Annotated in this window: 24 protein-coding genes and 2 pseudogenes; 13 read left to right on the forward strand and 13 right to left on the reverse strand. The window is 36.6% G+C overall.

Annotation, left to right across the window (positions count from 1 at the left end):
- Window positions 1–122, forward strand: a pseudogene (locus BTHERMOSOX_RS04590) (IS1595 family transposase); the annotation flags it as partial.
- Between the two features lie 50 nt (window positions 123–172).
- Window positions 173–352, forward strand: a complete 180-nt coding sequence (locus BTHERMOSOX_RS04595) for a YgaP-like transmembrane domain (RefSeq protein ID WP_138119881.1) — start codon at window positions 173–175, stop codon at window positions 350–352.
- A gap of 36 nt (window positions 353–388) precedes the next feature.
- On the opposite strand, the gene alaS is transcribed toward BTHERMOSOX_RS04595, so the two are convergent.
- The 3 genes from alaS to BTHERMOSOX_RS04610 are packed head-to-tail and all read right to left on the reverse strand — an operon-like array spanning window position 389 to window position 4,474.
- Window positions 389–2,989 (reverse strand): alanine--tRNA ligase, encoded by a 2,601-nt coding sequence (gene alaS / locus BTHERMOSOX_RS04600; RefSeq protein WP_138119883.1) that lies wholly within the window; start codon window positions 2,987–2,989, stop codon window positions 389–391.
- Window positions 2,990–3,035: 46 nt separating this feature from the next.
- Window positions 3,036–3,650: an L-threonylcarbamoyladenylate synthase gene (locus tag BTHERMOSOX_RS04605; RefSeq protein ID WP_138119885.1), complete on the reverse strand. Its 615-nt coding sequence runs from the start codon at window positions 3,648–3,650 to the stop codon at window positions 3,036–3,038.
- Complete coding sequence (locus BTHERMOSOX_RS04610) at window positions 3,638–4,474, reverse strand: PHP domain-containing protein (RefSeq protein ID WP_138119887.1); 837 nt, start codon at window positions 4,472–4,474, stop codon at window positions 3,638–3,640. The genes BTHERMOSOX_RS04605 and BTHERMOSOX_RS04610 overlap by 13 nt, the downstream gene beginning before the upstream one ends.
- Window positions 4,475–4,562: 88 nt before the next feature.
- Between BTHERMOSOX_RS04610 and BTHERMOSOX_RS04615 the strand changes: the two genes are divergently transcribed.
- The 3 genes from BTHERMOSOX_RS04615 (at window position 4,563) to BTHERMOSOX_RS04625 (ending at window position 8,265) form a co-directional block, all read left to right on the forward strand.
- Window positions 4,563–5,036 carry a transcription termination/antitermination NusG family protein gene (locus BTHERMOSOX_RS04615; RefSeq protein ID WP_138119889.1) on the forward strand — a complete coding sequence of 158 codons (474 nt, stop codon included), beginning with the start codon at window positions 4,563–4,565 and terminating at the stop codon, window positions 5,034–5,036.
- A gap of 57 nt (window positions 5,037–5,093) precedes the next feature.
- Complete coding sequence (gene glmS / locus BTHERMOSOX_RS04620) at window positions 5,094–6,941, forward strand: glutamine--fructose-6-phosphate transaminase (isomerizing) (protein WP_138119891.1); 1,848 nt, start codon at window positions 5,094–5,096, stop codon at window positions 6,939–6,941.
- 1,033 nt (window positions 6,942–7,974) lie between these two features.
- Window positions 7,975–8,265: a hypothetical protein gene (locus tag BTHERMOSOX_RS04625; protein ID WP_138119893.1), complete on the forward strand. Its 291-nt coding sequence runs from the start codon at window positions 7,975–7,977 to the stop codon at window positions 8,263–8,265.
- 316 nt (window positions 8,266–8,581) lie between these two features.
- On the opposite strand, the gene BTHERMOSOX_RS04630 is transcribed toward BTHERMOSOX_RS04625, so the two are convergent.
- A complete protein-coding gene (locus tag BTHERMOSOX_RS04630; protein WP_138119895.1) occupies window positions 8,582–8,899 on the reverse strand; it encodes a GIY-YIG nuclease family protein in 318 nt (105 codons plus the stop codon).
- 222 nt (window positions 8,900–9,121) lie between these two features.
- On the opposite strand from BTHERMOSOX_RS04630, the gene BTHERMOSOX_RS04635 reads away from it, so the two are divergent.
- From BTHERMOSOX_RS04635 to BTHERMOSOX_RS04645, 3 genes are all read left to right on the forward strand, one after another.
- Window positions 9,122–10,201: an IS256 family transposase gene (locus BTHERMOSOX_RS04635; protein ID WP_428992037.1), complete on the forward strand. Its 1,080-nt coding sequence runs from the start codon at window positions 9,122–9,124 to the stop codon at window positions 10,199–10,201.
- 54 nt (window positions 10,202–10,255) lie between these two features.
- Complete coding sequence (locus BTHERMOSOX_RS04640; RefSeq protein WP_138119899.1) at window positions 10,256–10,516, forward strand: hypothetical protein; 261 nt, start codon at window positions 10,256–10,258, stop codon at window positions 10,514–10,516.
- Between the two features lie 93 nt (window positions 10,517–10,609).
- Window positions 10,610–11,311 (forward strand): nuclease-related domain-containing protein, encoded by a 702-nt coding sequence (locus BTHERMOSOX_RS04645; protein ID WP_138119901.1) that lies wholly within the window; start codon window positions 10,610–10,612, stop codon window positions 11,309–11,311.
- Window positions 11,312–11,415: 104 nt separating this feature from the next.
- On the opposite strand, the gene BTHERMOSOX_RS04650 is transcribed toward BTHERMOSOX_RS04645, so the two are convergent.
- Genes BTHERMOSOX_RS04650 through BTHERMOSOX_RS04660 form a run of 3 tightly spaced genes read right to left on the reverse strand, consistent with a single transcriptional unit; the run spans window position 11,416 to window position 13,223 of the window.
- Window positions 11,416–11,862 (reverse strand): cupin domain-containing protein, encoded by a 447-nt coding sequence (locus tag BTHERMOSOX_RS04650; protein WP_138119903.1) that lies wholly within the window; start codon window positions 11,860–11,862, stop codon window positions 11,416–11,418.
- Window positions 11,863–12,303 carry an NfeD family protein gene (locus tag BTHERMOSOX_RS04655; protein ID WP_138119905.1) on the reverse strand — a complete coding sequence of 147 codons (441 nt, stop codon included), beginning with the start codon at window positions 12,301–12,303 and terminating at the stop codon, window positions 11,863–11,865.
- Between the two features lie 2 nt (window positions 12,304–12,305).
- Window positions 12,306–13,223: an SPFH domain-containing protein gene (locus BTHERMOSOX_RS04660; protein ID WP_138119907.1), complete on the reverse strand. Its 918-nt coding sequence runs from the start codon at window positions 13,221–13,223 to the stop codon at window positions 12,306–12,308.
- A gap of 128 nt (window positions 13,224–13,351) precedes the next feature.
- Between BTHERMOSOX_RS04660 and BTHERMOSOX_RS04665 the strand changes: the two genes are divergently transcribed.
- Window positions 13,352–13,984, forward strand: coding sequence for a CsiV family protein (locus BTHERMOSOX_RS04665; RefSeq protein WP_138119909.1), 633 nt, complete (start codon window positions 13,352–13,354; stop codon window positions 13,982–13,984).
- A 46-nt stretch (window positions 13,985–14,030) separates the two neighbouring features.
- On the opposite strand, the gene galU is transcribed toward BTHERMOSOX_RS04665, so the two are convergent.
- A complete protein-coding gene (galU, locus tag BTHERMOSOX_RS04670; protein ID WP_249360602.1) occupies window positions 14,031–14,924 on the reverse strand; it encodes a UTP--glucose-1-phosphate uridylyltransferase GalU in 894 nt (297 codons plus the stop codon).
- Between the two features lie 95 nt (window positions 14,925–15,019).
- Window positions 15,020–16,225 (reverse strand): glucose-6-phosphate isomerase, encoded by a 1,206-nt coding sequence (locus tag BTHERMOSOX_RS04675; RefSeq protein WP_138119911.1) that lies wholly within the window; start codon window positions 16,223–16,225, stop codon window positions 15,020–15,022.
- Between the two features lie 118 nt (window positions 16,226–16,343).
- On the opposite strand from BTHERMOSOX_RS04675, the gene rfaD reads away from it, so the two are divergent.
- From rfaD to gmhA, 3 genes are read left to right on the forward strand one after another with little or no spacing between them, the layout of a single operon-like run.
- Window positions 16,344–17,348, forward strand: a complete 1,005-nt coding sequence (gene rfaD / locus BTHERMOSOX_RS04680; RefSeq protein WP_171004647.1) for an ADP-glyceromanno-heptose 6-epimerase — start codon at window positions 16,344–16,346, stop codon at window positions 17,346–17,348.
- On the forward strand, window positions 17,345–18,772 hold the full coding sequence (gene rfaE1 / locus BTHERMOSOX_RS04685) for a D-glycero-beta-D-manno-heptose-7-phosphate kinase (protein ID WP_138119913.1): 1,428 nt from the start codon (window positions 17,345–17,347) through the stop codon (window positions 18,770–18,772). Before rfaD ends, rfaE1 begins: the two co-directional genes overlap by 4 nt.
- A 14-nt stretch (window positions 18,773–18,786) precedes the next feature.
- Entirely contained in the window at window positions 18,787–19,356 is a 570-nt protein-coding gene (gene gmhA, locus BTHERMOSOX_RS04690) for a D-sedoheptulose 7-phosphate isomerase (protein ID WP_138119915.1), read from the forward strand.
- On the opposite strand, the gene waaF is transcribed toward gmhA, so the two are convergent.
- From waaF to BTHERMOSOX_RS04710, 4 genes are all read right to left on the reverse strand, one after another.
- Window positions 19,353–20,282 (reverse strand): lipopolysaccharide heptosyltransferase II, encoded by a 930-nt coding sequence (gene waaF, locus BTHERMOSOX_RS04695; RefSeq protein WP_138119917.1) that lies wholly within the window; start codon window positions 20,280–20,282, stop codon window positions 19,353–19,355. The two genes, gmhA and waaF, sit on opposite strands and share 4 nt — an antisense overlap.
- Complete coding sequence (locus tag BTHERMOSOX_RS04700) at window positions 20,282–21,142, reverse strand: glycosyltransferase family protein (RefSeq protein ID WP_138119919.1); 861 nt, start codon at window positions 21,140–21,142, stop codon at window positions 20,282–20,284. The genes waaF and BTHERMOSOX_RS04700 overlap by 1 nt, the downstream gene beginning before the upstream one ends.
- The gene (locus BTHERMOSOX_RS04705; protein ID WP_171004645.1) at window positions 21,142–21,894 is read right to left on the reverse strand and encodes an FkbM family methyltransferase; all 753 of its coding nucleotides are present in this window, start codon (window positions 21,892–21,894) and stop codon (window positions 21,142–21,144) included. Before BTHERMOSOX_RS04705 ends, BTHERMOSOX_RS04700 begins: the two co-directional genes overlap by 1 nt.
- 187 nt (window positions 21,895–22,081) lie before the next feature.
- Window positions 22,082–22,222, reverse strand: coding sequence for a hypothetical protein (locus tag BTHERMOSOX_RS04710; RefSeq protein ID WP_171004646.1), 141 nt, complete (start codon window positions 22,220–22,222; stop codon window positions 22,082–22,084).
- Window positions 22,223–22,390: 168 nt separating this feature from the next.
- On the opposite strand from BTHERMOSOX_RS04710, the pseudogene BTHERMOSOX_RS04715 reads away from it, so the two are divergent.
- Window positions 22,391–22,865 (forward strand): annotated as a pseudogene (locus BTHERMOSOX_RS04715) (IS1595 family transposase); the annotation flags it as partial.

Consider the following 22,865-nt stretch of genomic DNA (forward strand, 5'->3'; position numbering starts at 1 on the left):
TGAATAAAAATATGTTTAATCTACACTTGAAAGAATGTGAATTTAGATTCAATAATCGCAAGCAAAATCTTTATAAGATTTTGCTTGAAATGTTCAGAAAAGAGTCGCTTAAGTTGTCATGACCCTTTAAATATTTATAATGTCTTCAATAATTTAAAAGAGAGAGAAAAAGATGAGTGCAATACGAATGATGTTTTTTACCGCTGCTAGCGTGATTGGATTGGGTATTTATTTATCAGGATGGAGCCAAGTACATTGGTTGTTATATCTGCCAGCAATTGGATTTCTAATTTCAGGCGTTACTGGCTTTTGCCCACCTATTTTTCTATACAAAAAACTTGGTTTTAAGTAACGGTAATGATTCAGTCCTTGCCTGTATCATTGACCTTTAAAGGATAAGGTCTTTAACTGAAGCGAGAGCTTCAGCTAAATTCTCTGGCTGAGTGCCGCCACCTTGCGCCATATCTGGTCGTCCACCACCCTTTCCGCCAACTTGCTGTGCAACATGATTAAGAATCTTTCCAGCTTGATATTTATCAGTTAAATCTTTAGTAACACCAGCTACTAGTGATACCTTGTCACCACTCACTGCAGCTAATACCACCACAGCTGAGTCTAATTTGTCTTTAAGCTTATCAGCAATATCACGTAAACCTTTGCCACTAACACCCTCAACAATCGTTGACAGTAATTTAATACCATTAACATCTTGCGCTTTTCCGATTAAATCATCGCCTTGATTACTGGCTAATTTCTTTTGAAAAGAGGCGACTTGTTTTTCTAATTCTTTTTGCTGTTTAATTAACTGCGCTACTTTTTCCACTGCTTGTGCATTGTTTGATTTAGTCATCTGTGCAATGGCACTCAAACTATCTTGTGTTTTATTATCAAATTGGTATGCATCGTAGCCTGTCATTGCTTCAATTCTGCGCACACCTGCAGCAATACCACCTTCAGAAGTAATTCTAAATAAGCCAATGTCGCCAAGTTGATTCACATGTGTACCACCGCACAATTCTACTGAGAAATTGTTTTTTCCCATGCTAAGTACGCGTACAGTGTCGCCATATTTTTCACCAAACAGCGCCATAGCGCCTTTCTTTTTAGCCGTTTCAATATCGGTAACATCGGTATGAACAATCGAATTTCCTAAAATTCGACGATTTACCATCGCTTCAATTTCATCTAAATCAGCTTTAGCGATTATTTCATCATGAGAGAAGTCAAACCTCAATTTATCACTATCGACTAAAGAGCCCTTTTGAGTAACAGTTTCACCTAATACACTACGAAGTGCCGCATGCAGTAAGTGTGTTGCTGAATGATTGCGAGCAATTTTCTTGCGTCTGCGTGCATCAACTTTAGCCTCCAGCACATCACCCGTTTTAAGTACGCCACCCAACATAACGCCATGGTGCTCAAATGCATCTGTTTTTTGTTTTTGTGTATTACTAACGTCAAACTCAACAGTATTATTACTCAATAAGCCACTATCACCAATTTGACCACCTGATTCACCATAAAAACTAGACTGTGATAAAACCACAATTGCTTGATCACCTGCTTCGATTGAGTCAACCAGATTGCCATCTTTGATCAATGCTTGTACACTTGAGCTATTTTCTAGTTGAGAATAACCTAAAAATTCTGTTTTATCACTGATGTCTACGCCTTTTTGTGTGGTTTTAAAATCACCTGCTGAACGCGCTCGATCGCGCTGTTTAGTCATTTCTGCTTCAAAACCCGGCATATCGATTGTTAGCTCACGCTCGCGAGCAACATCTGCGGTTAAATCAACTGGAAATCCGTAAGTATCGTAAAGCTTGAACACGGTTTCGCCATCAATTTCACTACCTTTTAAACTTGAAATCGCCTCTTCTAGAATATCCATCCCTTGGTCTAATGTTTGTGCAAAACGCTCTTCTTCACGCTTTAATACTTTTTCAACATTAGCGAGCGCTAACTTTAACTCTGGATAAACATCCTTAAGCTCTAATGCTAAAACGGGCGCCAAGCGATAGAAAAAAGTTTTCTCAATACCAATCTTATGACCATGACGAATGGCACGGCGAATAATACGACGCAACACATAACCACGCCCTTCATTTGAAGGGATTACACCATCTACAATCATAAAGGCAGTTGAACGAATATGATCAGCAATGACACGCACTGAGGCATTATTCGTTTGAATATTTTCTTCTTTAGGAGTTAAGTCTACTACCGACTTAGTTAGACCTTTAAAGCCATCGGTATCGTAGTTGTTATTTTTATGCTGAAGAACGGCTGCCAAACGCTCAAGCCCCATTCCTGTATCAACACATGGCGCTGTTAAAGGTTTTAGATAGCCGTCTTCTTGTTTATCGTACTGGGTAAAAACCAAGTTCCAAATCTCAATATAACGATCGCCATCTTCGTCTGCATGTCCTGGCGGACCACCGGCAATATCTTCGCCATGATCAAAAAATATTTCACTTGATGGGCCACATGGGCCGGTATCGCCCATTTGCCAAAAATTATCTTTAGCACCACAACGAGAAATTCTTTCTCTAGGAAAGCCAATTTCATTCACCCAAATATCTTCAGCTTCATCATCTTCTTCAAATACACTGATCCAAAGTTTTTCTTTTGGTAGTCCGATTTCAACAGTTAAAAATTCCCAAGCATACTCAATAGCTTCTCGTTTGAAATAATCACCAAATGAAAAATTTCCTAGCATTTCAAAAAATGTATGATGACGGGCTGTATAACCCACATTTTCAAGATCGTTATGCTTTCCACCTGCACGCACACAGCGCTGACAACTCACAGCACGCGTATAGGGACGCTTTTCTACACCACTAAAAACATCTTTAAACGGTACCATGCCTGCATTAACGAACAGCAACGTTTTGTCATTATGCGGTACCAAAGATGAACTTGGTTCAACCGTATGACCCTTTGAGGCGTAAAAATCTAGGAATTTTTGTCTAATTTCAGCAGTTTTCATGCAAGTATAGCATTGTATAAAAAGGCTTAATTATATAGAGTAATGCTTATTCCAGCAACGAAGTATCGCCCGCACCGCGGCGAATAATTTCAATACTACTGGTCGATAAATTAATAACGGTAGTTGGCTCCGGTGGACAATAGCCATCATCGATAATTAAATCAACCTTATTATCAACCGCATCACGAACATCATCAATATCATAGAATTCATGACCTTTAAGAATAAGGGAGACGCTCATCAGCGGCTCACCCAATTCCTCAAGCAACGCTTGAACAACACCATGTTCTGACACTCTAACGCCGATGGTTTTCTTTTTCTCATGCAATAAACGCTTAGGTACATCACGTGTACCCTCTAAAATAAAGGTATACGCGCCTGGCACAATCTTTTTAAGCAGTCGAAAAGCATTATTATCTAACTTCGCATATTCACCGATATGTGATAAATCTTGCATCATTAAGGTGAAATCATGGCGCTTAGAAAGGCTACGGATTTGTCTAATTTTTTCCAGTCCGTTTTTATTACCCAGTGTTGTGCCTAGTGCGTAGCCTGAATCTGTTGGATAAACAATAACACCACCTGACTTAAGCACTTCAACCACTTGAGCAACCAATCGTTGTTGTGGATTTTGAGGGTGTATTGCAACTAATTTAGCCATGACCAATCACTCCATATGGTTTTGTTAACATTAGGCATATCTTGCAAGTGTCCGATTTGCACTCTTTGATTTGGCCAGCCATGATAATCAGAACCGATAGAGGCTGACAAATCAAATTCTTTAGCCCACTGACTAACCAAAGTTATTTCGTCACTACTGCTAGAGCCAGTTACCACTTCAACGCCGTCTAGTCCTGCACCAGATAAATGACTTAACAAACGCTTGATTTTGGTATTAGTCATCCGATAACGTAGCGGATGAGCCAGCACAGCTTTACCACCAGCGGCGTGAATCCAAGAAATTACCTCATCAAATTCTGCCCATTTTCCGCCAACACCACCTGGTTTTTTACCCGTTAAAAAACGCTTAAAAACACTACGCATATCCTTACACACACCTTCTTGCACTAACATTTGAGCAAAATGAGTGCGTGTAATCATGGGTGTTTTAGCAACTAACTTGACTTTTTCTAAAGCGTTAAATATACCAACACCGCCCAAACCTCTCGCTATTTTTTCGGCGCGAATTTGTCGAAATTCTTGATGCTGCTTAAGCCCTGCTTGCAAGGTTTTATTCTCGATATCAACATTCAAGCCAACAATATGTATAGTCATGTTGTTCCACATAGCGGACACTTCGACACCATGGATAAGCTGTAAGTTAATTTCGTCAGCTTGTTGTTGCGCCTCAACCAATCCATCTGTAGTATCATGGTCCGTTAGTGCAAATACATCACACCCTTGATTTTTAGCCAAATCAACCACCTCAGCAGGTGACAACACGCCATCGGAATAATAAGAGTGATTATGTAAGTCAATTTTCATAGTAAGCATTATCCATTATTATCACTATTTTTCGGAAACACTTCAAAAAGCAAAAAAAAAAACGATTCGCAGTCTATAATAACCCATCATGAAAAAATGGTATTTAATTCAAACAAAACCACAGCAAGAATCCATTGCCGCTAAAAATCTTTCTAATCAAGATTTTGATATTTTCCATCCGAAAGCAATAATTAACAATAAAACCGTATCATTATTTCCAAGATACTTATTTATTCAATTGGATGATAAAAATCAAAACTGGACGCCGATTCGCTCAACTCGTGGCGTGGCTAACTTTGTTAGGTTTGGTTTAAACTTTGCCGTTGTACCCAATAAAATTATTAGGCTCATCAAAATTCAACAGCAACAAACCATTGAAAAACTAATCAATATTTGCTCACATCAAAAAGGTGATGATATTGAAATTCAATCAGGCGTTTTCAAAGGTCAAACAGCTATATTTCAAAACTACAACAGTCGCGATAGGGTTATTGTATTATTAAAGCTAATCGGACAGCAGCAAGAAATAGAGCTACTTGAAAAAGAAGTTATTGCAGTCTAGCCCATAAACAACCATTCAAAGTTTATAATCTCAATTAAATATTAATCACAAACTCTTATGTGTGGAATCGTTGGCGGCGTATGCCAAAATAACATTACTCCTATTTTAATTGATGGCTTAAAACGTCTTGAATACCGCGGCTACGACTCTGCGGGTGCTGTGGTTTTAACCGAAAATAACGAACTAAACCGTGCACGAGCAGTTGGTAAAGTCATTAACCTTGAAAAAGCCATTAATGATAAAAAAATTAAGCTTGATGGTACAGTCGGTATTGCGCATACTCGCTGGGCAACACATGGTAAGCCGACCAGTAAAAATGCACATCCACATATCTGTAACAAGAGCGTTGGCATTGTTCATAATGGCATTATTGAAAATTTTTTAGAGCTTAAGGCCGAGCAAATCAAGCAAGGCTATAACTTTACCTCGGATACTGATACTGAAGTTATTGCTCACGCCATTCATCAAGCATTAGAAACCAACAGTAACTTACTAACAGCAACCCAAGCGGCTATTAAAACTTTTGAGGGTGCTTATGGGGTTGGTGTAATTTCTCCTAAAGATCCCGGGCGTATTATTGCCGCTAGAAGTGGATCGCCTCTTGTTATTGGTATCAGCAAAAAAGGTAACTTTATTGCTTCCGACCAAATAGCCCTACTTGATATTACCAAAGATTTTATCTTCTTAGAAGAAGGGGATATTGCCGACATCACGCTCGATTCTGTAACGATTTATGATATAGATGGCAATCAAGTGGAACGCGAGATAAAAACCTCGAAACTTAAATCTGGCCAAACCTCTAAACGTGGTTATGCACACTATATGCTTAAAGAAATATTTGAACAACCACAAGCCATTCGAGATACCTTAGAATCAAGAATTACCAAAGATGCTGTACTCACTTCTGCTTTTGGACATAAAGCCAAAGACATTTTTAAAAATACTAAGTACATCCAGATAATCGCTTGTGGTACAAGTTACAACGCTGGATTGGTGGCTAAATATTGGTTGGAAGATATCGCTAAAATTCCAACTCATATTGAAGTAGCAAGTGAATATCGCTATCGCGATCCAATAATTTTAGACAACACACTGTTTATTACCATCTCTCAAAGTGGCGAAACTGCTGATACGCTAGAAGCCTTAAAATCTGTTAAAAAATGTAGTAAAAATATTCATACACTCACTATTTGCAATTCGGCCGAGTCATCACTTACACGTGAATCTGAGCTTACTTTTTTAACCCATGCTGGGCCTGAAATTGGCGTGGCAAGCACCAAAGCTTTTACCACGCAATTGGTGTCTTTAGCCCTACTATCAGTTGCTATTGGCAGGTGTCATAAGCAAGTTTCAAAACAGCAAGAGACTAAAATTGTTGATGGACTTAATCGCCTGCCTGGTTTAATTAAGAAAACACTAGAGCAAGAGGATCAAATCAGGGGATTAGCCAAGAGCTTTAAAGATAAATTTAATGCCATATTCTTAGGCCGAGGCACAATGCATGCCATTGCCATGGAAGGTGCTCTCAAACTAAAAGAAATCAGCTACATTCACGCCGAGGCATTTCCAGCAGGAGAGCTAAAACACGGCCCCATTGCTCTGATTGATAAAGATACGCCGGTCATTGCTATCGCTCCTAATGATAATTTATTGGAAAAGCTTAAATCGAACCTTCAAGAAGTTAAATCAAGAGGCTCAGAGATGATTGTATTTGAAGATGAAGCTGCGCAAGTTGCACCCATGGAAGGCATGACTATTCTACCCATAACTACCGATCTAGGCAGAATCACCGCACCCATCATTTTTACTATTCCTTTGCAACTTTTAAGCTATCACGTAGCTCTTATTAAAGGCACGGATGTTGACCAGCCACGCAACTTGGCAAAATCAGTTACGGTGGAGTAGTATTAAAGAAATTATACCGCCCTTCCCGGTAGTAAAAAATCCCAACAATTTCCTTGTAACTTTTGATGTAAAGCTAACTACACAGATATTATCTAAAGTCAGGAAATCAAAAAAGTTCGAAAAAATTCATAATCTTATTGTAAATCTTCATAACGAAAGGATTGGGCAATACAGAGATATCAAAAACCCGACAGGAATAAATTACACGCCTAAATTAATAGGTATGTTTTTTTATAAATTTAGGAAAACCAACAACAGATTGAAACATTCAGAATTGAAGTTAAGTAATATTAGATTTTTTTGTTAAGAAATCAAGCTAAGTCAATCCATCTAAATGGATTTGATGGTAAGTTTTATTACATTTACTTTAGCCATTAAAAATATTTATATCCCTTATTACCAATAAAAAAATATTAGTTTTAGTCTCGTATCTTTATAAATAAATATGTAATAAATAAAAAATATTTATAAATTTATAGGGTTTGGATATGTTGAAAAGGGCTATTAAAGAATATACAAAAGATTTTGATACAAATAACTGTTTTGGGGTTTCGCTAACCCTTAAACAGCGTGTAGATAACAAGTCAATTAATAGCGATATTAGCAGTCAAAATCTAAAACACTTCTTAAACGTTCTTAAACGTTCTTAATAAGAAGTGTTTTGGCAATTCATTCAAGCGATATAACAAAAGATTAAGAATCTTGCCAGTATTGGAAAAATCAAAAACAGGCAGGTACCACTACCACTTGACAATACAAAACCCATTCCCAGACAACCCTTATAAATTTGAATCAATGATTAATCATACTTGGTTCGATACGAATTATGGACATCGACATGTTCATAGAAATGTAAATGAGGGATGGAATGACTATATCACCAAATTGAATAATGGTGATGAAGTAGATTGGATTAATTATAGCTCTTGAGTATAGACTCGCTCTAGGTTAATTCAATCTGACAATTTAACAATTATTAATGAGGTGATTTGATCATCTCTTGATTAACCCATAGCACCCAAAGGTAAGACGAATGAATAAACAACAATACAATCAGAGCAAAGAATACTTTATTAAATACATAAGCAAACTATTAACCAAGAGACAAATAATTAACAAAGGATTCCTAATGGAAATTAGAAATGATTTACTAATCAAAGGGTTTGTTAATGGAAACAACAAGAGTAAGTTCTTTTTAAAGTTTCTGCAATCAGATAGAAACCATAACAATATAAATATCAAGGAAAGTCTTTATTCTCTTGAAACCTATACAAAAAAAAGAGAGAATAATAAAACATCAATATCACTAGAGGAGTTCTTTTAATGAATACAACCCTATTAAATTTCAGAGTAACCAATCAGGTCAAAGATGATTTTATGACTATTTGTAAACTCAATTGTACGAGTATGACTAGTGAAATCGTAAGATTCATGAATCGATACATCTCAGATGAAAGTAAACGATTTAAGTCATATCAAATTGAATCAATGGAAATTAACAATTTAAAGAAACAACGATTAAACCAACCCATTTACAAAACACATGGGAGAACAAATTATGATTGAATACGGATTAAGTAAACACCAACTAAAGGAACTTAAAAAGTCTGATATCAAATCAAATATTGTTCTTCCATAATTCACTTCACCATACGTATTGATAGTATTTTCACTCTCTTTTTGAGTTGAATAACCATCTTCAAAATTGACACAACTCTTTCTGGATCAACCCTAAAAAACTCACGTTTTGGATTAACCCTAAAATCATCAAATCCATCATGTAGTTGTCTTTCAACAAAACTCATATCCTCTACCGTACAAGCAAAATAACACTCAAAGGGTACTGGAACACTCGAATTGTAAAGTGATCTCATTCTAGTTGTTAAATCAGTCGTCATTCCAATCTTGACAATATCTGGAATAGATGGATTAGTTAGTACATATACAATATTTGACATGTGATTCGATATTAATAAAGAGTTTCAATTTGATATTATAATTGAACAATATGATTAAATTAATACTAACACTTTCAAGGTACTGTAAAAAACTTTCTGTAAATTCACTTAGGGCACTTGTTTGAATTTTTTACTTTCAAAAAAAGTAAAAATAAAAACTCAAAAAAGTGCCCGTCATCTATTCTATTGTTTTTTAGCATAAAAATAATAGGGTAATAAATGATGAGCAATAGTAATTTTAAAGATTTTAGTGATGTTGATGGTAACAATTTAAACAGCGTACATGAGTTAATCTCAACCTATGGCATGGGGAGGGCTATGCCTCAAGCAATGGAGATCTTGTTTAATCATGCCATGCGCCTAGAACGAGAGCGCCACCTTGGTGCTGGGCATTATGAGCGTAATACTGATCGTCTTGATTATGCCAGTGGTTATAAACCAAAACGCGTTAAGACGTGTATTGGTCAATTAGATTTGTCTGTGCCGCAAACACGAGACAGTGAGTTTTATCCCAACTGCCTGGAAAAAGGCCTGCGCTCTGAGCGGGCTTTAAGCATTGCCCTAAGTGAGATGTATATCAATGGCGTTAGTACTCGCAAGGTTAATAACATTGTTGAAAAAATGTGTGGCTTTGAAGTCTCAGCGCAAATGGTCTCTAACGCTTCAAAAGAGCTGGATGCAAGCCTTGCGGCTTGGCGCAATAGAAGCCTAGGACAAATGGATTATTTGTTGGTTGATGCTAGGTATGAACAAGTGCGTGTTGATGGCATGGTTAGAGATTGTGCAGTGTTAATTGCCATTGGTATTAATCCCCAAGGCAGAAGAGAAGTATTAGGCACTCAGGTTAGTTTGAGTGAGGCAGTCATGCCCAATGTAGCTTGGCAACGCTGTCAGTTCCATCTACAACAAAATGCCCAGAGTTACATTACTAAACGAAGTAAAAAGAGTGAGGTGGCAAATGATATTCGTGCAATCTTCAATGCTGCCAATCAAGAAGACGCTAAGCGTCAACTTGATTTTTTTGTTGAGCGTTACAAGAAGTCCATGCCTAAGCTCAGTCAGTGGGCTGAGAATAACATCCCAGAAGATTTAACCGTCTTTGGTATGGGGTTATGTGAATTTAATAGGAAACGTCTTAGAACGAGCAATATGATTGAACGACTTAATCAGACGGTTAAACAGCGCACCAAGGTGGCAAAGATATTTGCTAATGAGGAATCTTGTTTGAGGCTGGTATCTGCCATTGTCATGGAAGTGTCAGAACAGTGGGTTGGTGGCAGAATGTATTTAAGGATAAAATAGAGCAAATGGAGATAGAATAGATGTCAATTTACAGAAAGAAGTTTACTTAGCCTTATGGATGATTCTTCAATTACAGTTATAAGTTTTATATTTATTGTTTTGACAATTTTTTGGACTGTTAGAGGTTTGGTTCAAATTTTTCAAAGACATAATTCAATTCTAGTAGTTCTTTATATTATTTTTTTATTTCCAGTCGCTTATATCCATATGTTCATTCTTGGAATATTTGGATCTTCAAAAAAGGAAAGGATATTAAAAAAAGCAAAGGAAAAAGTACAATTTGACAAGTTTGTTGAACAGGAAAAAAATAAGTGAAAAGACCACTCTATAATATTGGATTGAATGGTATTGGAAATGTTTAAAGGATGGTTTGGAGAACAAAAAACAGAATTTAATTTGTGATTTAGTTTGGATAGAGAACTTTACCGTAGGTTTCATGATGTCATCATTCCATCTAATAATGGTACCACACAAATAGATCATATCTTTGTATCACCATTTGGACTTTTTATAGTTGAAACAAAAAATTGCAAGGGGTGGATTTTTGGATCTAAATCAGGATCAACATGGACTCAAGTTGTCTATAAAAATAAATATTCATTTCAAAACCCACTAAGACAAACGCATAGACATAAGAAAGTACTATCTGAATATCTTGATATAAATGAATCACACATCCAAACAGTTGTTTTCTTTAATGGCGACTCTAAATTCAAAACTGAATTACCTTCGAATGTATTATCTTCTGGTCTTGGTTCTTACATCACACAGTTCAATGACATAGTTTTATCTGATATAGAAATTCAAAGAATATGCGGGTTACTTTCAGATGTAACAACTGAAGGTAGGATATCTAAACAAGAACACATTCAATCTTTACATAAACGATATTCATCAGATACAGTCTGTCCAAAATGTGGATCTAACTTGGTTGAAAGAACAGCAAAACAGGGTCCAAAAACTGGATCTCAGTTTTTGGGTTGTGGTAGTTACCCTAAATGTCGTTTTACAAAACAGGTTTATAATAAGTATGAAAAAGGAAATTCAATTAATATTTTGATTGTAGTTATTTTAATTATCCTTCTTTGGTTGTATAAGGAAATTTATTAATCTTTACACACCTTCCTGTGTAACCTGAGAGTCTTGGAATATTATCAGTAAAAATCATTCCATATAAAGTATTGAATCACTAAAAGTGATATTAGATATTATTTTCATATTTTAATTGTATATCTTATTCCCAATAAAAATACATCATAACTATCCGTGTGCGGTCCTACTGTGCCCAATTCGGGCGCATAACTAATCATTAAATCATCACGTCGCCAATCAGGAATAAATCGAAACGGATCGAGCAGGGATTGTAATTCAGGTACATGTTTATCAACATCTTGCACTAACAATGTCCAATGTGTTGCTGGCAAATCGGCAAAATCATCTTCGGCTAATGGTCCATTAGTGACTTGCCACGAGTCTTCTTGGCCATGCTCTCTAATCAAGCGAGATTCGATTTCGGGCTCACAAGCCAAACCGGCCAATTCATCGGGCGTAATAAGTGATTTAAAGTCGCTAAATGCTTGTCGAATTAATAACGGTTTTTTCTGCCAATACTGTTCTAAAAACTGCTGTTGACTTAGACCCGTATTAAAAACCCCTGTCATCTAGTGAACTATTTCAACCTTAAAAATAACATTATCAACGCTGATAAGTTTAACTTTAGTTCCAATGGGACAATCTTCACCCTCCACCTTCCAAGTCGAATCATCAACTTGAACTTTACCCTGGCCATCTTCGATCGGTGTTTTTAAAGTAATCACTCGGCCAACATACTGTTCACCACGACGATTAAGTAAGGGCTCATCCGTTTCAGTTGGATTTTTATCGTGAAAATAACGCCAAACGACCACAATAACAACAGAAAGAATAGCAAATATTAAGACTTGATATTCCCATTGCATATTTGGTATGAGGAATAAAGCGATACCGGTTACAAATGCCGCAATGGCAACCAATAAAGCAAAAAAGGTCGGCACAAATAGTTCAACAATGACCAGTATTACCGCCAAAATCCACCATTGCCAAAAATCAGTTATAAATTCCATTATTAACTTCCTTTAAAGGTACTTTTAGCCAACTCGGCAATGCCACCCAAAGAACCAATCACGCTACCCGCCTCAAGTGGCATAAAGACCAATTTGCTATTGTCTGCTGAGGCAATATCCTTGAGTGATTCAATATAATTTTGGGCGATAAAATAATTAATTGCTTGAATATCACCTTTGGCAATTGCTTGAGAGACAACAGTAGTTGCTTTTGCCTCCGCTTCCGCTTCACGTTCCCGCGCTTCAGCATCACGAAATGCCGCTTCACGTCGACCTTCTGCATCCAACATAACCGCTTGTTTTTCGCCTTCTGCTTTTAGAATTTCTGCTTGGCGAAGACCTTCTGCTTCCAAGATATTGGCACGTTTTTCACGCTCTGCCTTCATCTGACGCCCCATGGCTTCAACCAAATCTGCCGGCGGCGCAATATCTTTGATTTCAATACGGGTTACTTTAACCCCCCAAGGTGTAGTGGCATCATCAACAACATTTAATAGGCGGGCATTAATTTCATCACGTTTTGATAACAATTCATCCAAATCCATCGATCCCATCACAGTACGAATATTGGTCATGGTCAAATTCAAAATAGCATTATGTAAATTATTAACTTCATATGCCGCCTTGGCAGCATCAACAACCTGAAAAAACACCACGCCATCAACGCGCACCATCGCATTATCTTTAGTAATAATTTCTTGCGATTCTACGTCGAACACTTGTTCCATCATATTGATTTTGGCACCAATACTATCAAATACTGGGATGATCCAATTCAGTCCTGGTCGCAATGTTCGGGTATACCGTCCCCAGCGTTCAACCGTATACTCAAGCCCCTGTTGCACGGATTGCACACTCATATAGCCAATAATAATGGCCAGTACTAATAAAAAGATTACAAACGCAGAAAAAGCTTCCATTATATTTCTCCAATATTATTTAATAAATTTCGCCCCAATAATAACAGTAAAAACACCAAATCAAGATAAAATTTGGACATTTTGTTAGTGACGTTAGACAATACAATAAAATTTTAAAAAGTTTATCTATGAAATCATACTTATTAAGTCACTTTATCACCGCAATTACTCTACTGTTGCTGAGTTTTCAATCTCAGGCGGATCAGTGGTATCACGTCGAACTTATTATATTTGAACAACTCGATACCATCACCGATGAGCAGTGGCCACAAATGCCTGATAAGCCTTCTTCCGCATCTTTATCGCCCGCCATGGCAACAAAGTTGATCCAGTCTGCAAAAAATAAAACATTGCTCAACATGGCATCTCGTTTAAAACGAACACCAAGTTACCAAGTACATTATCACCGCTCTTGGCAACAACCTATTATAAAAAAACGCAAGTCAAAATCGGTTGCTATTCGATCCTATAATAAACTGATTGAAGGTGATATCCGGCTTTATAAAGGAAATTACCTGCATGCAGCATTAAACGTATGGCTTAAAGAAGATGCCACGCAAGCTGAACCTGACAGGTGGTCTGATTATTCACCTGACGGCGAGGAGATTGTTGAGGAAGTACGTAACCCACATTTAGTACAGTCACGTCGCATTCGTCCTAAGAAACTATATTTCTTTGATCATCCAAAAATGGGCGCTACTCTAAAAAAAATTAGGACTAATGAGAGAGAAGCACACTCAAACCAACCACTTTACAAATAATTTCTTTAATACTACTCAGTTACTGTGGAATAGATTCGTATCAACTTTAAATAATACCCTGCTCTTTAGCAAAGTAATTAGTAGCAACTACAAAACCTTCAACATTGCCACAGTCAAAACGCTTGCCTTTAAATTTATAGGCAATTACTTTGCCTTGTTTTGCAAGTGTCATTAGTGCGTCGGTAATTTGTATCTCGCCATTTTTATCTGGCTCTGTACTTTCAAGTACATCAAAAATATCTGGTGTAAGAATGTATCTGCCAATAATGGCAAGGTTAGTTGGTGCATCTTTTAGGCTGGGTTTTTCAACCATACTGTTAACTCGATAAGCATCGTTAGAACCCTCTAATAACTCGCCATCGATCACACCGTATTTATCTACCTCAATCATTGGCACTTCTTCAATAGCAACAATACAACAATCTGGATGCTGTTGATAAAGCTTAGTCATCTGCTTAAGCACCGAATCGCCATCGCTCTTTTCAGTACCTCCTTGAGGGGTGCTTGTGCATAAGTCATCCGGTAAGATTACCGCAAACGGCTCATTACCGATCAGGGGCTTGCCGGTATAAATAGCATGCCCAAGACCTAGCATTTGATCTTGCTCAATATAAGTAAAGTTGCATACACTTGATGTATGGTTAACTTCATCTAGCAATGATTCTTTAGTAGTGTCTTTGATGCTAGCTTCAATATCACTGTGCGGCTCAAAATGATTTTTAATGGCTTGTTTGTATTTGCTAGTTACCATCGCCATGGTTGTCATTCCAGCGCTCATTGCCTCTTCTACGCCGTATTGAATCAGCGGCTTGGTAAGTATTGGTAGCATTTCCTTAGGAATAGCTTTTGTGGCTGGCAAAAATCGCGTACCGTAGCCTGCCACTGGAAATAGACATTTGTTAATTTTTATAAACGTTTCAAGACCAAACATAGGTTTCATTAATTTCTCCTAATTAATGTGGGTTTTTATATAGATCGTCATGACTTAAGATTCTCAATAGAAATATTCCAGTTTTGTCATAACGACATTATGTTTTATAAAAAGCTTTCTTTTAGATTAACTTTACTATGTTCAACACCAGGCTGGTTGTAAGTATCAATTTGCAAAAATGCACCAATACAAGAAGTGAGCAATTGATAAGTGAACATTAGTGAGCCGATGTTAAATTCATCCACCGTACGGATGGAAATCACATCACATGGGATATTATCTTGCTCTTGAATAGACTGAATAGTGGCGTCAGCTTGCTTGTTTAATAACTCATTAAAACTGATGTTTTCAGCATATTGTAAGCCCAACACATCGAACTTATTTTCAGAATCAGATGGAATCATACTGTTATCTTTAAGATCATCAATCTTGATAAAGGTAACTGTTTTATCCCTAACACCTTCCATGATCAGCTGCAAGAAACTGTGCTGATCAACCGGCCCCACTAAGCCAATGGGTGTTAAACCTTGTCGAGTACCATTAATATTAACTTTACCCAGGCTCTCAGCCCAAAGTTGAGCATACCATTTGTTAAAACTTTCTAGAGTCGATGAATAAGAAAAGATAACATTAGTGTGAAATCTAGTTTTGTTTTCAACCAAGAATCTGGCTTTTTCTAAAATTGGATCACAATAACCGGCTTTATCAAAAAAGCTATTTGATGCACGCTTGCAGCCATTTAAAAGATTATCAATATCCACGCCTACCATCGCTAGCGGCAACAGCCCCACCACACTAAAGACTGAAAAACGCCCGCCGATATTCTCAGCTAAATCAAAGGCTTTAATATTATTGTCTTTAGCAAATTGAGTAAGTTTACTTTTAGCTTCTGAAATGATGGTGCAGTTAGAATTGTCGATCGTTACCAGAGAATTCAAATATTTAAAAATACTAATGGTTTCAATGGTATTGCCTGATTTGGAAATAACAACAAATTGAGTATCTGTCAAATCAATTTTCTTTAAAGAGTGATTAATTTTAAGTGGATCAATGGTTTCTAAAAACAGCAAATCTTTACTGTAATTAGCAGATGGCAATAAAAACTCATAAATCGCTCTAGCACCTAAACTAGAACCACCAATGCCTAAAACAACAATATTTTTTTTAGTAATACTTTTGGCGTATTTTTTTATCGTGTCAGTATTTTGATAAGGCAAATCGTAATAGCCAACACTCTCTCGCTCGGCCTTTATTCGATCAAAAATCTCAGTATTAGATTTGATTTGGTAGAAGTTTTTATGATATTGCATATTTGCATTAAATCTGTCAATTTGAGTTGATTATACTGAGGACAATACTCGTTAATGTATGATTTTCCATATGATTTCGTTTAACATGTAGGCATACCTATTTAAAAAAATAATGACTATGATTTATAACGATATTGACTTTAATAGCAAAACCATTTTAATAACCGGTGGTGCTGGCTTTATTGGTAGTAATTTAGCTTTTTATTTTCAAGATAATTACCCCGATTCACAAGTGGTGGTTTTTGATTGTTTTAGAAGTGAGGCGATCTTCGCCAATGGCAACTTGCAAAGCTTTGGACATTACAAAAATTTGATTGGATTTACCGGTGATGTAGTATGTGGAAATATCAATAGCAAATCTGATTTAGCACTACTTAATGATTATAAATTTGACTACATGTTTCATCAAGCAGCGATTTCAGACACGCGTGTGTACGATCAAGAAATTGTGATGCAAACCAATGTTAACTCTTTTTATGATTTGCTTAATAAAGCTAAAGAGGATGATGCAGTAATGGTGTATGCAAGTTCGGCTGCAACTTACGGTAGCCTGCCTTCACCTCAAACTGTGGGCACTGAAAATCCTGAAAATCCGTATGGATTTAGTAAATACATGATGGATCAGATTGCTTATCGCTATAGTCGTGAAAACCCAAATATGACCATTGTGGGGCTTAAGTTCTTTAATGTATACGGCCCACGCGAATACTACAAGGCCAAAACTTCTTCTATGGTGATTCAACTAGGACATCAAATTTTGGATGGCAAGACGCCAACCTTATTTGAAGGGTCTGATCAAATTTTAAGAGATTTTATTAATATTGAAGATGTTGTTCAGGCTAATATTAAAGCTTGCAACCCTAAAGAGAATGGCACTTATAATGTAGGTACAAGTACACCAAGAAGCTTTCAAGATATTTCTGATATTTTGCAAACTGAGCTTGGCACAGACTTGGGTACTAATTACATCCCAAACCCGTATGATGGTTATCAAATGCATACACAGGCTGACATTAGCACCTCACAAGCTAACTTAGGCTTTAAGCCAGTCGTTAGTCTGGAAGAGGGCATTAAAGCCTATGTTGCTGATATTAAACGACTTCACGGCACTGATATTTCATGATAGCTTTACAGGGGAAATCGCCAAAAATTTTAGTCGTTGGCGACCTAATGATAGATCACTACTTATGGGGTTCGTGCGAACGCATCTCTCCCGAAGCACCGGTACAAGTGGTGAATGTGAAAAGCGAAAGTTCAGTGCTTGGTGGTGCCGGCAATGTTATTCATAACCTCAGAGCATTAGGTGCGCAGGTTGATGTGATTAGTGTGATTGGCGGCTGTGAAATATCGGATGAACTTAAAAACCTACTTGACACTATCAATGTTGATACACAACACCTTATTACCCAGCAAGATCGAATTACCAGCAAAAAGAGCAGGATTATCGCCGCCCATCAGCAGGTAGTTAGATATGATAGAGAAAGTACTGATACAATCAACAGCGAATCACAAAAATCCATCCTCGCTTCTTTTGAAAAAATCATTGCTAATTACGACACAGTATTATTGTCTGATTATGGCAAGGGTGTATTAACGGGCAAACTCACCCAATTATTAATCACCATTGCCAATAAAAATAACAAAAAAGTGCTGGTCGACCCTAAGGGCTTGGATTATGCCAAATACAAGGGTGCTTTTTTATTAACACCCAATAAAAAAGAAGCCAGTGAAGCGACCCAAGTCAATATTAAAGATGATGTCAGCCTAAAACAAGCCATCACTCAGCTTAAAACGCGGTGCAATTTAAGCGTTTCACTCATCACCCTAAGTGAACAAGGTGTGGCAATTTATGATGACAACCTACGCACCCACCCTACTGTCGCCAGAGAAGTGTTTGATGTAACTGGTGCGGGTGATACAGTACTTGCCTCTTTAGGCTTTGCTTTGGCCTGTGATTACGATATCGATAATGCAGTAGAGTTTGCCAATCTTGCAGCTGGCGTTGTTGTGGGGAAAATTGGTAGTGCAACAGCCACACTAAATGAAATTATTGAATATGAATCAAGCCTTAATAAATCCAGCAGTGATACGCACATAAAAACACTGGGTGAAATCACCACATTAAGTGATGAGCTAAAAGCCAGAGACAAAAAAATCGTTTTTACCAACGGTTGTTTTGATATATTACACGCAGGACATGTTCGTTATTTAGAAACTGCTAAAAGCTATGGTGACGTGCTAATCTTAGGGCTTAATTCTGATAGATCAGTTACAGCACTTAAAGGTGAAAATCGTCCTATTAACCTAGAACTAGATAGGGCTTATATTTTAGCAGCGCTTGAAGCGGTTGATTATGTCGTGGTATTTAACGAAGACACACCGTATGAGTTAATCAAAGCAATACAACCTCATATCTTAGTCAAAGGTGGTGATTATGAAGACAAAGAAGTGGCGGGCCAAGATATTGCTGACGAACTAAAACTGGTACAATTTGTTGATGGAAAAAGCACCACCAAAACCATTGAGAAAATTCAAAAAAGTCATTAAAAGGAAAATCAGCCATGCAATCAATTATTGAATTTGAATTTAACGAACATCTAAAAACATCTCAAGCCACACTTGAATACATTGCTAAGCCGTTAGAAACGGCTACTAATTTATGCATTGATTGTTTAAAAAATGGTGGAAAAATTTTAATCTTTGGTAATGGCGGTAGTGCAGCTGATGCGCAACACATTGCTGCTGAGTTAGTTGGTCGCTATAAAGTTGAGCGCAAAGGATTAGCTGCTATCGCCCTAACCACTGATACCTCAGCACTAACTTCAATTGGCAATGATTATGGCTATGATCGAGTATTTGACCGCCAGGTAGAGGCGCTAGCCAACGAAGGTGATGTGGTGATTGGTATCAGCACAGGTGGCAGTAGTGGCAATGTAATCAACGGACTTCAAACCGCCAAAGAATTTGGTTGCAAGCTTATTGGCTTTAGCGGTAGAGATGGTGGCGAAATGAATACTTTGTGTGATATTAATTTAGTGGTCCCTGCTGAAGACACGCCTCGTATTCAAGAGATGCACATTGTCATTGGACACACCATTTGCCATCTAATTGATTTAGCTTTCAAAGACTAATTAAGTCTCTTAATAGCATCTAATATATCGTCAGCTTCAATAGACTTCATACAGTTATGATGCTTTAAAGGGCAAGTGCGCTTCATGCAGGGCTGACACTCTAAACCTTGCTTAACAATTTCACTTTTCTCATTCATCCATTGCGAAGTTTCATTATCTTTAGTGGGTCCAAAAATAGCTACCGTAGGCACTTGAAAAGCGGCAGCCACATGCATTGGGCCACTATCACCCGTAATAAATAAATCCAAATCTGAAATTTTATTAATTAACTCTGAGATTGTAGTTTTGCCAGCAAAGTTTTGATAATTTTCAACACCGTTATCAATCAAGCCCTTCTCGATATCAGTTGCAATATCAATCTCAATAGAGCCACCAAAAATAACAATATCATATTGACTTGACAATTCGCTAGCAACTTTAACAAATTTTTCAGGATACCAACGCTTAGCACTGCCGTATGATGCACCCGGGTTTATACCTAAAATTGACTTCCGAGCCATCTTTGAAAATCGACTTTCCTTATAAAGCGTTAACCTTTCAGGATTTGAATTAATATTCAGGCAATCATTAACAAAATCGTTATATTTTTTAACTTGGTGGCAATTAATGTATTTATTTTTGTCAAATTGATACTTATTTTTAGCTGATATTGAAAATTTCAGAAATTTTGATCGAACTGAACTTCGAAATGAGAAAAATACATCAAACCCCCCTAACTCTCTTGCCGTTTTATATAAAGATCTATATTTCTTATCTAAAATGACTATTTTTACCACTTTTGGATGGTTTTTCATTGCCTCAATTGATACAAAAGAGCCGATAAAGGTAATTTCAGACTCATTATAGAAATTTACGATATTTTCAATAGCTGGCGTTGCCATTATTGCATCACCAAGCCAAGTAGGAAGCTCAATTAATACTTTCATTACTTAATTAATTTATAATGTTTTTTACTTAGCTCTAATCCGAATAATTTTTCAAGTTTGAGCATTAATCTGTGTTTTTTTTGCTTCTTGGTTGGAATGTAATTAGGGTCAACTTGATAAACACCTTTTTCTTTAGGTAGCCAATCTTGAGCTATTTTTGGATGGGCACCTGTAAACTCTTTAATAATAAATTGATCCATTTGAGAGTAATCAATCTTAGCAGGCTCCCCGCCCCAATATTGTTGCACTTTTTCACTTTTAAGATTCATTTGTTCTTCGCTACGCACCCAGCCATAATGATAGCAATGCACACCTGTGTGTTTTGCTTTTGGATATTTGCCTTTTTTATTACTACCTAGTACTAACCAAAAAAGCCCATCTGGCGCATATGATCTAATTGAATTTTTAATAATCCTCGCTTCAGATCGATACCACCCAGGAGAATCAAGATAACTATTAGCATTACCGTAAAAATGATAAAAATCAAACACTAAAGCTTCTACTTCTGGATTATCCACATACTCCTGCATTGATACTTGAATTTTATCTAAATCTTCTTCATGATAAACCTCATCACCTTCAATGTAAAAAGCCCAGTCGCCTGTGCAATTAAATTGAGCAATCATCTTTTGCTGACCATAAACATAACCACGATCATGCATATTGTCATTCCACATTGACTGAATAATGCGAATTTTAGGATCTTTGATTGACTGTATTAATGCTAGCGTATCATCTTCACTCTCTCCAACGTTAATAATAAATTCATCAACAATTGGCAATATAGATTGGATAGATTGGATGAATGGATAGCCCAGTATTTGTCCGTTCTTAATGAAGGTAAAGGCACTAACTTTCATTATCTTAACAAATGTTTTCTTTCTAAAGAACTGAGTTTGTTCAAAGTTTCATTACCAACAAAATTAAACATAAATAACTTATCCTCTGCATTTTTTTTCATTGCAATATTAAAGCCTATATTCTCAATATAGGCCAATAATTCAAAATCTTGATTACCATGAAGCTCTCCAGTAATCCATTTTGTATTGGAAATCACATCATAAGGAAAGTTCATAAGGATATCGAATTCAGCCCCTTCAGTATCAATTTTGATTAAATCGATAGAAGAGATATTTAAACTCTTTAAAGTTGTCTCAACGCGCCTTACTTCGCAGCTTTGTATACTTTTACCTTCTGTGGTATTTAAATTATGCATAGTGGCGCCGCCAAAATTTTCTTCATCATCTGTTAGGTAAATATCAAAAAAACCATCACTCTTGCCCAATCCATAATTAAAGATACTAACATTTTTAAGATTCTTTGTATTTTTTTCTAGAATTTTATAATTTTCGAGCAATGGCTCAAATGAAAATATTTTGGCATCAGGGAAGCGATTTGCGTAGTAAATAGTTGTTGCACCAATGTTTGCACCAATATCAAGTATTACCTTTGGATCTACAATTTTAGGAATATAATATTCAGATTGAAACTTTTTTTTAAGAATAATCTCGTAAATAACAGTCATATCACTAGTACTTGAGCGATAGTATATCTCTCTCCCTTGGTATTTAAATGACTGAACTGCGTGTGATTTATTTTTTCTATCTTTCATAAACTTGAAAGATTTTGATTTAAATAAATACTGCAGGCTTACACTACCCATAACTTCTCTCCACTTATAATATCTTCAGCATAACTTAACAGCAAATTCCAAGAAGTGCCTTTTTTAAACTCTTAGAAGATTTTGAAAAAACTGCTTTATGTATTGTACTTACTGGAGAAAATAATTGGCAACTATCCTAATTATTTTCATGAATAGTGGTGATTAACTTATCAAAAGCCGAGGTAATGTGCACAATAGAGGCATTAGGAGTAATAATTAACTCAAATTGGCTGATAAGTTCTGAAACACCTAGAGTTGCGCTGGTTTTATAACTCAAAAATTTGACCATTTTTTATAAAAGTAAATGCACTAACTTTTATTTAATTAATTTTTTAGCATCCTTTTTATACAGTACCTCTCATGTTTGATTATCAATAGTATGAAACATAAATAATCTAGGGTCATGACAACTTAAGCATATTTAAAATCATGTTAAAGTACTGTTATGAAAGTAAAAAACAAGTATGTAAATCGTTCCCGTATTCCAGAGAAGAAATTTAGAGAAATAATTAAGTATTTTTCTCTTGATTTGAACGCAGTTCAAATCAAGGAATTAACAGGATTGAGCAGACAAACAATCAACAAATATTTAACCGCTATTAGGCTTAGAGTTGTAGAACTATCCATACTTCAATCTGCCCCACTAGTGGGGCAGATTGAAGTCGATGAAAGCTATTTTGGCGCACGGCGCGTCCGCGGAAAACGCGGCCGTGGCGCCTTAGGGGAAACCATTGTTTTTGGCTTGCTAAAAAGAGGTGGTAAGGTTTATACTGAGATTGTTCCAAACTGCAAAAGTACTACCCTACAAAGGATTATCAAGGGTAAAACTAGTATTGAAAAGCGTCATTCATTCTGATGGTTGGCGAGGGTATAATGGTTTAGTAGATTTTGGCTATAAGAAGCATTTTAGAGTACATCAT

Origin of the sequence: Bathymodiolus heckerae thiotrophic gill symbiont (genome assembly GCF_900128515.1) — a bacterium.
GTDB lineage: Bacteria > Pseudomonadota > Gammaproteobacteria > PS1 > Pseudothioglobaceae > Thioglobus_A.

Bases quoted from the DNA above. Each gene is read 5' to 3' on its own strand.
- BTHERMOSOX_RS04595 (WP_138119881.1), top strand. From the start codon at position 173: ATGAGTGCAATACGAATGATGTTTTTTACCGCTGCTAGCGTGATTGGA.
- BTHERMOSOX_RS04705 (WP_171004645.1), bottom strand. From the start codon at position 21,894: ATGAAAGATAGAAAAAATAAATCACACGCAGTTCAGTCATTTAAATAC.
- BTHERMOSOX_RS04605 (WP_138119885.1), bottom strand. From the start codon at position 3,650: ATGGCTAAATTAGTTGCAATACACCCTCAAAATCCACAACAACGATTG.
- BTHERMOSOX_RS04615 (WP_138119889.1), top strand. From the start codon at position 4,563: ATGAAAAAATGGTATTTAATTCAAACAAAACCACAGCAAGAATCCATT.
- BTHERMOSOX_RS04635 (WP_428992037.1), top strand. From the start codon at position 9,122: ATGAGCAATAGTAATTTTAAAGATTTTAGTGATGTTGATGGTAACAAT.
- waaF (WP_138119917.1), bottom strand. From the start codon at position 20,282: ATGAAAGTATTAATTGAGCTTCCTACTTGGCTTGGTGATGCAATAATG.
- rfaD (WP_171004647.1), top strand. From the start codon at position 16,344: ATGATTTATAACGATATTGACTTTAATAGCAAAACCATTTTAATAACC.
- BTHERMOSOX_RS04660 (WP_138119907.1), bottom strand. From the start codon at position 13,223: ATGGAAGCTTTTTCTGCGTTTGTAATCTTTTTATTAGTACTGGCCATT.
- BTHERMOSOX_RS04625 (WP_138119893.1), top strand. From the start codon at position 7,975: ATGAATAAACAACAATACAATCAGAGCAAAGAATACTTTATTAAATAC.
- BTHERMOSOX_RS04640 (WP_138119899.1), top strand. From the start codon at position 10,256: ATGGATGATTCTTCAATTACAGTTATAAGTTTTATATTTATTGTTTTG.
- BTHERMOSOX_RS04700 (WP_138119919.1), bottom strand. From the start codon at position 21,142: ATGAAAGTTAGTGCCTTTACCTTCATTAAGAACGGACAAATACTGGGC.
- BTHERMOSOX_RS04665 (WP_138119909.1), top strand. From the start codon at position 13,352: ATGAAATCATACTTATTAAGTCACTTTATCACCGCAATTACTCTACTG.
- BTHERMOSOX_RS04630 (WP_138119895.1), bottom strand. From the start codon at position 8,899: ATGTCAAATATTGTATATGTACTAACTAATCCATCTATTCCAGATATT.
- alaS (WP_138119883.1), bottom strand. From the start codon at position 2,989: ATGAAAACTGCTGAAATTAGACAAAAATTCCTAGATTTTTACGCCTCA.
- BTHERMOSOX_RS04610 (WP_138119887.1), bottom strand. From the start codon at position 4,474: ATGAAAATTGACTTACATAATCACTCTTATTATTCCGATGGCGTGTTG.
- rfaE1 (WP_138119913.1), top strand. From the start codon at position 17,345: ATGATAGCTTTACAGGGGAAATCGCCAAAAATTTTAGTCGTTGGCGAC.
- BTHERMOSOX_RS04650 (WP_138119903.1), bottom strand. From the start codon at position 11,862: ATGACAGGGGTTTTTAATACGGGTCTAAGTCAACAGCAGTTTTTAGAA.
- BTHERMOSOX_RS04675 (WP_138119911.1), bottom strand. From the start codon at position 16,225: ATGCAATATCATAAAAACTTCTACCAAATCAAATCTAATACTGAGATT.
- BTHERMOSOX_RS04655 (WP_138119905.1), bottom strand. From the start codon at position 12,303: ATGGAATTTATAACTGATTTTTGGCAATGGTGGATTTTGGCGGTAATA.
- gmhA (WP_138119915.1), top strand. From the start codon at position 18,787: ATGCAATCAATTATTGAATTTGAATTTAACGAACATCTAAAAACATCT.
- glmS (WP_138119891.1), top strand. From the start codon at position 5,094: ATGTGTGGAATCGTTGGCGGCGTATGCCAAAATAACATTACTCCTATT.
- galU (WP_249360602.1), bottom strand. From the start codon at position 14,924: ATGAAACCTATGTTTGGTCTTGAAACGTTTATAAAAATTAACAAATGT.